Origin of the sequence: Streptomyces sp. NPDC093109 (genome assembly GCF_040701725.1) — a bacterium.
Taxonomy (GTDB): domain Bacteria; phylum Actinomycetota; class Actinomycetes; order Streptomycetales; family Streptomycetaceae; genus Streptomyces.
This window is the reverse complement of record NZ_JBFBEZ010000028.1, coordinates 19086-32052: the sequence shown is the minus strand read 5'-3', so window position 1 is coordinate 32052 and position 12967 is coordinate 19086. Positions and strand designations below refer to the sequence as shown.

Here is a 12967-nt window from a genome sequence, read left to right as displayed (position 1 = left end):
ACCGGGCCACGACTGGACCGACTGGCCACGACGACAGGATCGGAAAACATGAGCACGCGAGTCTGGATCGTCGGCGTCGGCATGACGACGTTCGGCATCCACCACGACAAGACCCACTACGACCTTGCCCACTGGGCGATCCGCGAGGCACTCGCGGACGCCGGGGCGTCGGTGGACGACGTGAAGGTCGCCTTCTACGGAACGACCACCCACGGAGTCCTCGAAGGCCAGCACAGCATTTCCGGCCAGATCGCGCTTCGGGGAATGGGGATACAACGGATCCCGGTGCACAACGTACAGAACGCCTGTGCCACAGGATCGACAGCGCTGCATCTGGCAGTCAACAACGTGCGGTCGGGTGAGTCGGATGTGGCGCTCGCGGTAGGCGTGGAGAAGATGAACATCGGCGATCAGCAACGCACCCTGTCGGTGTTCCACGGTGGCTACGACCGCTCCGACCTCGAAGGTCTCGTACGCGACATGGTGCTTCTGGGCGGAGAAGTCGAGGATGACGATCCCGGCCATCGCTCCATCTTCATGGACGTCTACGCCGCGATGGCGCGCCACCACATGGACATCTACGGCACCACGGTGGCGCAGATCGCCGAAGTGGCCTCGAAGAATCACGACCATGCGGCGGACAACTCCCGCGCCCACTACCGCAAGCCCATGTCCGTCGACGCCGTGCTGGGCGCGCGCAGACTGAGCTACCCGTTGACGGTTCCTATGTGCGCGCCTGCCACTGACGGCGCAGCCGCGGTCGTGGTGTGCAACGACGCCGGTCTGCGGCGTCTCCGGGCGCGCGGGACTGTGCAGGTCCTCGCGAGCTCCATCGGCACAGGTGTGGACCGGGACATCACTGCGTACGACGACTACATCACCAGCCATGTCGCACAACTCGCCTACGAGCGCGCCGGGGTGGGCCCGTCGGATGTCGATGTCGTGGAGGTGCACGACGCGACGGCCTTCGCCGAGATTCTGCAGACCGAGCTTCTTGGCCTTTTCGGACCGGGAGACGGTGGTCCCGCGGCCGAGCGGGGCGACACCAGAATCGGGGGGCGCATTCCGGTCAACCCGTCCGGCGGCCTGGAGTCCAAGGGCCACCCCATCGGAGCCACCGGGCTCGGGCAAGTGTTTGAGCTGACAGACCAGTTGCGCGGCACGGCCGGCAGCAGGCAGGTTTCCGGCGCACGCATCGCTCTCGCCGAGAACGGTGGTGGTTTCCACCGGGGCGAGGAAGCCGTCATGTCCGTACTCATCCTGGGCGGTGCGTGAACCGTGGCCGTCATCGACTTCTTCGACCGCGGATGGTCCCTGGACCCCTCGGCCATTGTCTACCGCACCGACCATGAGACCTGGACCTATGACGAGGCCGGCCGTACGTCGTGCCAGATCGCTCACGCCCTCCTGCGAGACGGGCTCCGGCGCGAGACCAAGGTGGCTGTCCTGTCGCCGAACTCGCCTCTGGCCTGGGTCTGCGTGCTGGGCATCTGGCGTGCGGGCGGAGCCTGGGTTCCGCTGAACCCCGACCATCCCGCCGAGGAGAACGCGCGTCTGCTCGGTCAGCTCGACGTCGAGATCCTGTTCTACGACCCGTCGGTCGCCAAGCAGGTCGAGACGGTCCGGCAAGAGGTTCCGCACCTGCGGTTCATCGCACTCGAACGGGGTACCGCCGACCCCGACCTGACCAGCTGGATCGCCGGGGAGCCAGTGACCCGGCCCGATGTCGTCCACGAGATGGACGAGGTCGTCGCCGTCTCGCCCACGGGCGGCACGACCGGTGTGCCCAAGGCCGTCATGAACACGCACCGCAGCCTCTCGGTGATGGTGGCGCACCACATGCTGGCCCTTTCGTATCCCGAAGACGCCCCCATCGTGAACCTCGCAGCCGCGCCCATGACACACAGCTCGGGGATTTTCACACTGCACGCGACGGCCCGGGGCGGATCTGTCGTCGTCGTGCCCGGGGCACAGGTCGACACGATCATCAAGGCCGTGGAAACTCAGGGCATCACGGAGATGTTCCTTCCGCCCACGGTCCTCTACCGGCTCCTGCAGGTCCTCGACGAGCGCACCATCGACACGAGTTCCCTCCGGTACGTGATCTACGGAGCCGCGCCCATGTCGGTCGAGAAGCTGCGTCGGGGCATCGAGCGTCTTGGACCGATCTTCACCGAGGTCTACGGCCAGTCGGAGGCGCCGGCGTCCATATCCTTCCTGCTCCCTCACGAGCACATGGCCGATGGCCAGGTGGCCTCCGACGAGCGCCTGGCATCGTGCGGCCGGCCCTCGCCGTTCGTCACCCTCGCCATCAAGGATCCAGTCACCGGCCGTGAGGTGAAGCACGGCGAGACGGGTGAGGTCTGCGTCCGCGGCGACCTGGTGATGAAGGGCTACTACAAGGATCCCGAGCGCACCGCCGAGACCATCCGGGACGGGTGGCTGCATACCGGCGACTTGGGTCATGTCGACCGTGCGGGCTACCTGTATCTCACCGACCGCAAGAAGGACATGATCATTTCCGGCGGTCTCAACATCTATCCCAACGAGGTCGAGCAGGTCATCTGGGGCCATCCCGACGTCGAGGACTGCGCGGTCATCGGCGTGCCCGATGACGACTGGGGAGAGCGAGTGACGGCCGTCGTCGAGCCGAAGCCCGGGCGCACAGTCGACGGGGCGGAAATCATCGCGCGGTGCCGTGCCGCACTCGGAGCGGTGCGTACGCCGAAACAGGTCATCGTCGAGCAACTGCCACGGAGCGCCAACGGAAAGGTCCTGAAGAAGGACGTCCGCGCCCGCTTCTGGACAGCGTCCGACAAATCCATCTGACCAAGCGCGAAATTCACTGAAGGAGCCCACAGACATGCAGGAACTCGCCGGAAAAGTCGCTTTGGTTGTCGGGGCGGGCAGCATCGCCAGCGGAATTGGCAACGGCCGTGCCACCGCCATCACGTTCGCGCGCGAGGGAGCAACTGTTATATGTGCCGATATTGACGAGAAAGCGGTCGATGAGACGGCGAGGATGATTCACGACGAGGGACTGCGGGCTTCGACCGTCCAGCTGGATGTCACCGATTTCGAGGCGGTCGGGCGAACTGTTTCTGGCGTTATCGCTGAACATGGCCGCATCGATGTCCTGCACAACAACGTTGGCATCAACTCCCTGGGCAGCGTGGTCGACATCGACCTGGACGAGTTCGACCGGGTGATGCGGGTGAACCTGAACGGCGCTGTTCACACGATGCGGGAGGTCATTCCGCACATGGTCGGCAATGGCGGAGGCAGCATCATCAACATCTCGTCGCTTGCGAGCTTGCAGTGGGGCGGTGTCTCGTACGCCGCCTACTACGCCAGCAAGGCCGCCCTTAACCACATCACGCGCACGACCGCCATCGAGTTCGCGCCTCAACAAGTGCGCGTCAACTCGATCCTTCCCGGCCTCATCAAGACGCCCATGGCGGCCAACGTGCCGGGACTGGCCGAGTCGTACTCGAGCCAGGACATCGAGGAGATGTGGCGCACGCGTGACAGAATGGTCCCAATGGGACGCATGGGAGAGGCTTGGGACGTCGCTAACGCCGCGCTCTACCTCGCCAGCGATCGCGCCAAGTACATCACCGGCATCGATCTCGTGGTCGACGGCGGCCTCAACGTCGGTCGCGCCGCGGTCTGAGCCACGCAGGCCGCGGCCGGAGATTATTCCGGGCCTCCTGCAACACCCTTCAGAGGACTGAGATCGTGATGCATTGGAAAACGTGGCTCTTCGCTCGGCGCATGAAGAAATCGGAGGAACGGTTCGATCGGATCACCGACTTCCCCGCCCACCGTGCGAAACGTGTTGCTCTGCAGCAGTCCGAGATGGGACCTCGCCTCTTCGGGACGATTCCCTCCAACGTCAGCGAAGACACCCTTCTGGTCGCAGGGCGACGTGCTCTGATTCATCGTCCGACCGACGTCCAGGGATCGCTGCCGGTAGTCGTGAACTTCCACGGTGGAGGGTGGGTACAGGGCAATCCCGAGCAGGTCCGGTGGCTGGCATCGGAGGTGGCCGCAGGGGCCGGCGCGGTAGTTGTCTCACCGACCTACCGACTCGCGCCCGAGCATCCGTACCCGGCAGCGGTCGAGGACGCGCGGGACGCGTTGACCTGGGTTGTGGAACATGCGGCGGAGCTGGGGACAGACCCGGACCGGATCGCGGTCATGGGCGACAGCGCCGGAGGAAACCTTGCCGCGGCCGTAACCCTGATGGCGCGCGACGCGGGAGGTCCGCCAATTCGCGCACAAGTCCTCAGTTACCCGGTGACGGACATGTACGAGATCTATCCGTCCGAGGTCCAGCATGCACAGGCGCCGATCCTGACATCGGCGAACATGCGAACACTGGTGCACCTGTACCTCCACGACCAGTACGACACCACGGCCTGCGACGCGTCCCCCATGCGCGCCTCGTCTCACGCCTCGCTCCCGCCCACCCTGGTCGTCACCGCTGAAATCGACATCCTGCGAGACCACGGCGCGAAATATGTCGAGGCACTCAAGCGATCCGGCTCTCCCGCTCGGCTCTCGGAGCATCGCGGAGCAGTGCACGGCTTCCTCAGCCTGCCGGGCGTTGTGCCGGCATCGAAGGCCGCAGTCCGCGACATCGTCGCCCACCTGCGCGAACACCTGTAGGTGCCGCCGCCGCATCCGGTAGCACAAAACCCCAGGTCACAGCATGTGTGACCTGGGGTTCACCAGAGCCCCCTGTCGGATTCGAACCGACGACCTACGCATTACAAGTGCGTTGCTCTGGCCAACTGAGCTAAGGAGGCGTGCGCGAGCAGTGTAACCGGCGGCGCGGGGCGGGTGGCCAGGAATTTTGTCGGGCCGGGGTGCTGACAGATCTGTGAACGGGAGGTAACGTCACCTTCCAGTTCACCCAGGTGGACTAGACCCATCTTCCGCCGGTGGCGGAAGAACCATTCCTTTACTCGGATCGTCCGGCACGTTCCTGCCGGTGAGGGGACACATCGCCATGGCTACCGTCTCGTTCGACAAGGCAACCCGCGTCTACCCGGGTTCCACGAAGCCCGCCGTCGATCAGCTCGAGCTGGATGTCGCGGACGGCGAGTTCCTCGTCCTCGTCGGTCCCTCCGGTTGTGGAAAGTCGACCTCCCTGCGCATGCTCGCGGGTCTTGAGGACGTCAACGGCGGCGCCATCCGGATCGGTGAGCGGGATGTCACGCATCTGCCGCCGAAGGACCGCGACATCGCGATGGTGTTCCAGAACTACGCGCTGTACCCGCACATGACCGTCGCGGACAACATGGGCTTCGCGCTCAAGATCGCCGGCGTCAACAAGGCGGACATCCGCAAGAAGGTCGAGGAGGCCGGGAAGATCCTCGACCTCACCGAGTACCTGGACCGCAAGCCGAAGGCCCTCTCCGGTGGTCAGCGCCAGCGTGTCGCGATGGGCCGCGCCATCGTGCGTGAGCCGCAGGTGTTCCTCATGGACGAGCCGCTGTCGAACCTCGACGCCAAGCTCCGCGTCTCCACCCGTACGCAGATCGCGTCGCTCCAGCGCCGCCTCGGCATCACCACGGTGTACGTGACCCACGACCAGGTCGAGGCCATGACCATGGGCGACCGCGTCGCGGTCCTCAAGGACGGGCTGCTCCAGCAGGTCGACTCGCCGCGCAACATGTACGACCGTCCGAAGAACCTCTTCGTGGCCGGCTTCATCGGCTCCCCCGCCATGAACCTGGTCGAGGTGCCGATCACCGACGGCGGTGTAAAGTTCGGCAACAGCGTCGTGGCCGTCTCCCGCGAGACGCTCGCCGCCGCGACGGAGAAGGGTGACAAGACCGTGACGGTCGGTGTCCGCCCCGAGCACTTCGACCTCGTCGGGGAAGGCGCCGAGGGCGCGCTCTCCAAGGACGCGCCGGCCGGGCTCGCCGTGACGGTGAACGTCGTCGAGGAGCTGGGCGCCGACGGTTACGTCTACGGCACCGCCGAGGTCGGCGGCGAGTCGAAGGAGATCGTGGTCCGCGTCAACGGCCGCGCCGTTCCCGACAAGGGCGCCAAGCTGCACGTCGTGCCCCGCGCCGGCGAGACGCACGTCTTCTCCACCTCCACGGGCGAGCGCCTCAGCGACTGAGCGCCCGATCGACCGGGCGTCTTCCGTACGGGCCGAACTCCGTACGCCTGACGCGCCCGTGCCGCATCCCGGCGCGAATTCGTCCGCACGGCCCCGCACTCCGGTGCGGGGCCGTCCGCGTCTGCCGGCAAATACCCCGGCACACAGGCCATTTCGGACCACCTCCGTCAACACCCGATTCGAAAGCAAACATCGAACCGTCCCCCGGCCGGGTGACTAAATGTCGCCAATTCATTACCGGGCGCTACGCTCGCCTCCGTGACCCACACTGCCCGCCGTATCGGCCGATCCCTCGCCTTCGTCCTGCCCGTCGTCCTGGTGCTCTCCGGGACCCTCGCGGTCGCCCGTGTTCCGTGGGCGACCAGCACCGCGGAGTCGCAGGTCCTGACCGCTTCCTCGGACACCGCCTCGGCGCAGGCGAAGTCCCGTGCCCCGCAGGACGTTCTGCGCGAGAAGCTCCTCGTGGAGCTTCAGGAGAAGGACCCGGGCATCGCCCTGACGCACCTCCAGCGCGAGGTCGAGGAACGCCCCTCGCTCACCCAGCACTGCATGTCGATCGCGCGGGCCCTGGGCCGCGCCGCGGTGGACATCTACGGCCCCACGCGCGCCCAGTCGTTCTCGCGGCCCGTGTGCGACACCGCGTTCGCGTACGGCGTCTCCCAGCAGACCGCCGGGCGGTAAGCAACCGTACGTCCCTCGCGGTGGCCGTCGGTCCTGTCGCGGTGGCCGCCGGTCCCCTCCTCGTCGGCTCCGCCGGTCCTTCCCGGCCGCGGCCCCCCGCACCGTCCCGCCTATGGTTCACGGCATGCATACGTTTCCGACGCAGGCCGTGGTCCTCGCGGGTGGCCAGGGGTCGCGGCTGCGCCCGTACACCGACGACCGTCCCAAGCCGATGGTCGAGATTCCCGGCACGGGGACCCCGATCATCGGCCATCAGCTCGCCTGGCTCGCCGCGGAGGGCGTGACCGACGCAGTCATCTCGTGCGGGCATCTCGCCGAAGTCCTCCAGAAGTGGCTGGAGTCGGCCGATCTTCCGCTGCGCGTCACCACCGTCGTGGAGTCCGAGCCGCTGGGACGCGGCGGCGGTCTCAAGCACGCCGCGACCGCGCTGCCCGACCCCGAGCAGCCCTGGTACGCCACCAATGGCGACATCTGGACACGTTTCTCGCTGCGTGAGATGGCCGCGTTCCACTTCGAGCGCGACGCGACCGCGACGCTCGCCCTCGCCCGGCCGCGGATCCCGTGGGGGGCCGTCGAGACGGACGAGTTCGGCCATGTCCTCGACTTCATCGAGTCGCCGCCCTCGCCGTATCTGATCAACGCGGGCGTGTACGTCTTCTCCCCCGACTTCGTACGGCTCCTCCCCGACCGCGGGGACCACGAGCGCACCACCTTCCCCCGGCTGGCCCGAGAGCGCCGCCTGGCGGGCTTCCCGCTGCCCAACGGGGCGTACTGGCGGGCCATCGACACCGCGAAGGACCTGACGGAGGCCGCCCGGGAGCTCTCCGCCGGACGTCACTGACCCCATCGTCCAATCCGATACGGCACTCCGATACGGCTCGATCCGACACGGCAATGCCTGAGGGGCGGCCCACCCGTCCGGGTGCGCCGCCCCTCGGGCGTGGTTACGGTGCTACGTCAGCCGAGCAGGCCGCCGATCGGGTTCCGGTTTCCGCCGCCACCGCCGCTGCCGCCCGACGACGAGCCGCCCGTCGAGGATCCGCCCTCGTCCGGAGCGCCGCCGTCGCCGCCCGTGCCACCGCCCGTACTGCCGCCGCCTCCGCCGCTGCCCGTCGAGGAGGGGCCGCCCTGGCCGCCGGCCGGGGGCGCGGGCTGCTCCGGCTGCGTCGGGGCCTGCTGGACCGTGCCCTGCGTCTGGCTGCTGGGCGGCTGCTGCTGCTGTTGCGTCTGTCCCGTGGTGCTGCTGCCCGCGCCCGTGCTGGCGCCCACGGTCGCGCCGCCGGACTCGGTGGCGGTCGCGCCGCCGGGCGCGGACTGCTGCGCCGAGGGGCTGCCCGAGCGCGTCGCCGACGGCTCGGACCGCGTACCGCCCGTGGGGCCGCCGCTGACGGGCGAGCCGGAGGCGCTGCCGCTGCTGCCGGGCCGCAGGGGCAGCGGCATGCCCGGCAGCTGGTTGACCGGGTCCACGTTCGGGCCCGGCACGGTCACCATGTCGGACGACCGTACGGCGCCGCCCAGGACCGAGCCGATCAGCAGCGTCAGCCCGATGACGACGGACGCGATGATCCCGCCCCGCCGCAGCACCCGCCGCCGCAGGTCCCAGATGTCGGAGCGCGGCCCGAGCGTGCGCCACGCCTCGCCCGCGAGCCGGCCGTCGACCGAGTAGACCGGCGCGCCGGCGATGATCAGCGGCGACCACGCGGCCAGGTAGATGATGTCCGGCGCGTCGTACGCCGGGACGGTCCGCCAGCTGACGGTGAGGAGCAGCGCCGCCGACAGCAGCGCCCCGAAGGAGGCCGCGACGCGCTGCCAGAGCCCGAAGACCGTCAGCACGCCGACGACGATCTGGAGGAAGGCGACGCTCAGGCCCGCGCCGACCGGGTGGGAGAGCGCGAAGTCCCGCAGGGGCTCCGCGAGGGCCCACGGTTGCAGCGAGGTCAGCCACTTGACCATGGAGCCGCGCTCGCCGCCGTCGAAGTAGACGGGGTCGCACAGCTTGCCCATACCGGCGTAGATGGAGATGAAGCCGAGGAAGACGCGGAGCGGGAGCAGCACCACGCCGAGGTTCATCCGGCGGCCGGGGTAGTACGCGTGCCGCACCGAGTCGTTGCCGTGCCGCTGGAGGCGGGCCCGCCCGTCGGCGTCGTCGCCGATCTCCACGTCGTCGAGATCGCCGTCGACATCCGGCTCGGCATCGTAGCCGCCGCCGTACGGGCCGTGGCCGGGCGGAGCGTCGTACGCGCCGACGGCCTTGCGCATGGGCGGCAGCAGCGGGGCGCCGGAGCTCGTGCCGCTCCCGGCGCGGCGGCCGTCGGGTCCCGTGCCCTGCGGGCCGACGACGGGCGTCGGCTGCGTGGTCTCGTCGTCGAGGAGGCCGGGCGGCCGGAGCTGGGGAATGACCTGGGTGGCGCCGCCACCCGCACCGCCACCGGACCCGCCGACGCCCCCGCCGGCCGCGCTTCCCGCGCCGACCGGCACCAGCGGTGCGTTCCGTACGGCCTGGAGGAGCCCGCTCGCTCCCGGGTCGCCCGGCTCCGACCTGCCGCTCCAGACCACCGGGGCCCGGCGGCGCGCCGTTCTGGCGCCGCTCAGGGCGGGGATCCGCGCGGTGTCGGCCGCGGTGCGTGCGGGGCCTAGGCGCTGGGGCGACGCGAGCTTCACCCGGAAGCTGGCGTGGTTCACGATGACCTGCGCGGGATCGCAGTCCACCTTGAGCATGCTCAGCGGGGGCTGATCGTCGAACCCGGACCGGGGCGTTCTGGTGTCCACACTCATCTAACCGAGTGACTTGTCTTTAGGACACTGCCTTGACGCGGGCTGATGTCCGAGACCCGTCAAGATCATCAGACAGGGCCGTTCGGGGGACCCGGAGAGAGCCCCCGAAGAGCCCCCGCACCAGCCCTCGCACCAGCCTCGGCCCGCCTCCGCCCGCTCCGCCTATCGAACGCGGTGCCGCGACGCCTCGTACAGCACCACACCCGCCGCGACCCCCGCGTTCAGCGACTCGGTGCCGCCCGGCATCGGGATCCGTACCCGGAAGTCGCACGTCTCCCCGACCAGCCGCGACAGGCCCTTGCCCTCGCTGCCGACCACGATGACGACCGGGCCGCCGAGCTGCGTGAGGTCGCCGACCTCCGCCTCGCCGTCCGCCGCGAGCCCGACGATCGTCAGACCGGCCTTGCGGTACGCCTCCAGGGTGCGCGTGAGGTTTGTGCAGCGGGCGACCGGGGTACGGGCCGCCGCTCCCGCCGACGACTTCCACGCGCCCGCCGTCATCCCGGCGGCACGCCGCTCGGGTACGACGACACCGTGGCCGCCGAAGGCCGCGACGGAGCGGACGACCGCGCCGAGGTTCCGCGGGTCCGTGACGCCGTCGAGCGCCACGATCAGCGGGTCCTCGCCGTCGTCGAAGGCGGCGGCGGCGAGGTCGTCGGGGTGCGCGTACTCGTACGCCGGGACCTGGAGGACGAGGCCCTGGTGGTTCAGGCCGTTCGTCATCCGGTCCAGCTCCGGCTTGGGCGCCTCCATCAGGTGGATGCCGCCGCGGTCGGCCGCGAGCTGGAGCGCCTCGCGCACGCGCTCGTCGTTGTCGATGTACTGCTGTACGTAGAGCATCGAGGCGGGCACGCCGTCGCGCAGCGCCTCGAAGACGGGGTTGCGGCCGACGACCATCTCGCTGGTGCCCTTGCCGCCGCGCCGCGCGACCTGGCGGCGCGCGGTCTGCTTGGCCTTGGCGTTGGCGGCGCGGTTCTGGACATGGCCCTTGCGCGCGGACGCGGGCGGCGTCGGGCCCTTGCCTTCGAGTCCGCGGCGTCGCTTGCCACCGCTGCCGACCTGCGCGCCCTTCTTGTTGGACGTGCGGCGGTTCCTGCGCTGGCTGTTCCCGGCCATGACCTACCTGTTTCGTTGCTTCAGAAATACATCACTCGTTCGCGTACGTGGTGTGCGAGAACGTCAAGTTTTATGTGTCAGCGTACGCAAGTGTGCCGCCCGGTCCCACCGGGCGGCACATAACCCAGCTTCATCCCAGCTCAGCGCGGTCCGAGCGTCCAGCGCGGCCCGGCAGGACCGTCCTCGACGACCAGGCCCGTCTGCTGGAGCTGGTCACGGATCGCGTCCGCCGTGCCCCAGTCCTTGCGTTCCCGCGCCGACTCGCGCTGTTCGAGCACGAGCCGTACGAGCGTGTCCACCACGCCGTGCAGATCCTCGCCGCGGTCGGCGCCGCCGGTCCAGTGCGGATCCAGCGGGTCGAGACCGAGGACGCCGAGCATGGCCCGTACCTCGGCGAGCCGGGCGACGGCCGCTTCCTTGTCGTCGGCGGCGAGCGCGGAGTTGCCCTGCCGGACGGTGGTGTGGACGATCGCGAGCGCCTGCGGGACGCCCAGGTCGTCGTCCATCGCCTCGGCGAAGGCGGGCGGCACCTCGTCGGCCGGCTCGACGACGCCGGCCTTCTCCACGACGCGCTGTGCGAAGCCCTCGATCCGCGCGAACGCGGACTCGGCCTCGCGCAGGGACTCCTCGCTGTACTCGATCATCGAGCGGTAGTGCGGGGTGCCCAGGTAGTAGCGGAGCACGACGGGACGCCAGTGCTTGACCATCTCGGAGACCAGCACCGAGTTGCCGAGCGACTTCGACATCTTCTCGCCGCTCATGGTGACCCAGGCGTTGTGCACCCAGTACTTCGCGAACGTGTCGCCGTACGCCTTGGCCTGCGCGATCTCGTTCTCATGGTGCGGGAAGATCAGGTCGAGCCCGCCGCCGTGGATGTCGAAGACGGGGCCGAGGTACTTGTGGGCCATCGCCGAGCACTCCAGGTGCCAGCCCGGCCGGCCGCGCCCCCAGGGCGTCTCCCAGGACGGCTCGCCGGGCTTGGCGGCCTTCCACATGGCGAAGTCGCGCTGGTCGCGCTTGCCGGTCTCGCCGTCGCCCGAGGGCTGGCGCAGATCGTCCAGGTCCTGGTTGGACAGCTCCAGATAACCGGGGAACGACCGGACGTCGAAGTAGACGTTGCCGTCGGCCTCGTACGCGTGACCGCGCTCGATGAGACCGCGCATCATCTCGATCATCTCGGGGATGTGCCCGGTGGCGCGCGGCTCGTAGGTGGGCGGCAGGCAGCCGAGGGCGTCGTAACCGGAGTTGAAGGCGCGCTCGTTCTCGTAGCCGATGGACCACCACGGGCGGCCCTGCTCGGCCGACTTGGCGATGATCTTGTCGTCGATGTCCGTGACGTTGCGGACGAACGTCACGTCGTAGCCGCGGTACGCGAACCAGCGGCGCATGATGTCGAAGTTCAGTCCCGACCGGATGTGGCCGATGTGCGGGGCGGCCTGCACGGTGGCGCCACAGAGGTAGATCGAGACACAGCCCGGCGTGAGCGGGGTGAAATCACGGATCTGCCGGGCGCCGGTGTCGTACAGCCGAATAGTCACGCGACAAGGGTAGTGCGCCCGGGGCAGTGCCCCGCGACCCTTTGGGCCACGGGGACACCGAAGCGTGACAATTCTGGCCCGCGGGCGCTGCCAATACGGCCGATAACGCCCGGGGCGGTGCCGCAGCCGTGCCGCTGCGCCGATGCTGTGCCGGCGCTGTGCCGGCGCTCAGATGTTGCCGACGACCTTGCGGGCGGAGATACGGACGACCACGCGCTCGGCGTCCCGGGCCGACGCCGGGTTGAAGTCCGCGTACACCTTGCCCGTGTACTTGCGCGACAGGTCGTCGATCAGCCCCTGGCCGCCCTCGGTGGTCAGCGTCGCGACGCCGCGGATCTCCGCGTACGTGTACGGGGAGTCGGCGGGCTGGACGAGAACCGTCACGCGCGGGTCGCGGGCCAGGTTCTGCTCCTTGCGGCGGCCGACCGTCGTCGAGATCAGCACGTCGTTCCCGTCACGCTTCACCCACACGGGTGATACCTGCGGGCTGCCGTCGGGCTGGATGGTGGCGATGTTGACGAAGACGGGCTGGTCGAGAAGCGTCTTGAGGTCGTCGGAGAGAGCGACTGCCATGGGGTGCCTCCTGAACGTACGCGTGACGAGTGACGGATGACGGATGACGGATGACGGGTGACGATTGCGGAACCGGGACGGGGACGGGGGACGCGGAGCGGCTTACGGGGTGATGCTCCCCCAACCCGCACCCCCAGCGCCGCATTTC

Annotated in this window: 11 protein-coding genes and 1 tRNA gene; 7 read left to right on the top strand and 5 right to left on the bottom strand. The window is 69.0% G+C overall.

Going from position 1 to position 12967, the window contains the following annotated elements; genetic code table 11:
* Positions 1-48: 48 nt before the first annotated feature.
* From AB0389_RS25255 to AB0389_RS25240, 4 genes are all read left to right on the top strand, one after another.
* Complete coding sequence (locus AB0389_RS25255) at positions 49-1275, top strand: thiolase family protein (protein ID WP_366397760.1); 1227 nt, start codon at positions 49-51, stop codon at positions 1273-1275.
* Between the two features lie 3 nt (positions 1276-1278).
* The gene (locus AB0389_RS25250; RefSeq protein ID WP_366397759.1) at positions 1279-2829 is read left to right on the top strand and encodes an AMP-binding protein; all 1551 of its coding nucleotides are present in this window, start codon (positions 1279-1281) and stop codon (positions 2827-2829) included.
* A gap of 34 nt (positions 2830-2863) precedes the next feature.
* On the top strand, positions 2864-3673 hold the full coding sequence (locus tag AB0389_RS25245; RefSeq protein ID WP_366397758.1) for a glucose 1-dehydrogenase: 810 nt from the start codon (positions 2864-2866) through the stop codon (positions 3671-3673).
* 101 nt (positions 3674-3774) lie between these two features.
* Positions 3775-4671 carry an alpha/beta hydrolase gene (locus AB0389_RS25240; protein WP_366397757.1) on the top strand — a complete coding sequence of 299 codons (897 nt, stop codon included), beginning with the start codon at positions 3775-3777 and terminating at the stop codon, positions 4669-4671.
* A gap of 66 nt (positions 4672-4737) precedes the next feature.
* Here AB0389_RS25240 and AB0389_RS25235 read toward each other — a convergent pair.
* Positions 4738-4811: transfer RNA gene (locus tag AB0389_RS25235), tRNA-Thr, on the bottom strand.
* Positions 4812-5014: 203 nt separating this feature from the next.
* On the opposite strand from AB0389_RS25235, the gene ugpC reads away from it, so the two are divergent.
* The 3 genes from ugpC (at position 5015) to AB0389_RS25220 (ending at position 7658) form a co-directional block, all read left to right on the top strand.
* Complete coding sequence (gene ugpC, locus AB0389_RS25230; protein WP_366397756.1) at positions 5015-6136, top strand: sn-glycerol-3-phosphate ABC transporter ATP-binding protein UgpC; 1122 nt, start codon at positions 5015-5017, stop codon at positions 6134-6136.
* A gap of 258 nt (positions 6137-6394) precedes the next feature.
* Complete coding sequence (locus AB0389_RS25225) at positions 6395-6817, top strand: hypothetical protein (RefSeq protein WP_366397755.1); 423 nt, start codon at positions 6395-6397, stop codon at positions 6815-6817.
* A gap of 124 nt (positions 6818-6941) precedes the next feature.
* Positions 6942-7658 carry a nucleotidyltransferase family protein gene (locus tag AB0389_RS25220; RefSeq protein ID WP_366397754.1) on the top strand — a complete coding sequence of 239 codons (717 nt, stop codon included), beginning with the start codon at positions 6942-6944 and terminating at the stop codon, positions 7656-7658.
* A gap of 116 nt (positions 7659-7774) precedes the next feature.
* Here AB0389_RS25220 and AB0389_RS25215 read toward each other — a convergent pair whose 3' ends face one another.
* From AB0389_RS25215 to AB0389_RS25200, 4 genes are all read right to left on the bottom strand, one after another.
* Positions 7775-9592 (bottom strand): DoxX family protein, encoded by a 1818-nt coding sequence (locus AB0389_RS25215; protein WP_366397753.1) that lies wholly within the window; start codon positions 9590-9592, stop codon positions 7775-7777.
* Positions 9593-9754: 162 nt separating this feature from the next.
* A complete protein-coding gene (gene rlmB, locus AB0389_RS25210) occupies positions 9755-10708 on the bottom strand; it encodes a 23S rRNA (guanosine(2251)-2'-O)-methyltransferase RlmB (RefSeq protein WP_366397752.1) in 954 nt (317 codons plus the stop codon).
* A gap of 140 nt (positions 10709-10848) precedes the next feature.
* A complete protein-coding gene (cysS, locus tag AB0389_RS25205) occupies positions 10849-12246 on the bottom strand; it encodes a cysteine--tRNA ligase (RefSeq protein ID WP_366397751.1) in 1398 nt (465 codons plus the stop codon).
* A gap of 168 nt (positions 12247-12414) precedes the next feature.
* Complete coding sequence (locus tag AB0389_RS25200; protein ID WP_366397750.1) at positions 12415-12819, bottom strand: PPOX class F420-dependent oxidoreductase; 405 nt, start codon at positions 12817-12819, stop codon at positions 12415-12417.
* Positions 12820-12967 lie beyond the last annotated feature (148 nt).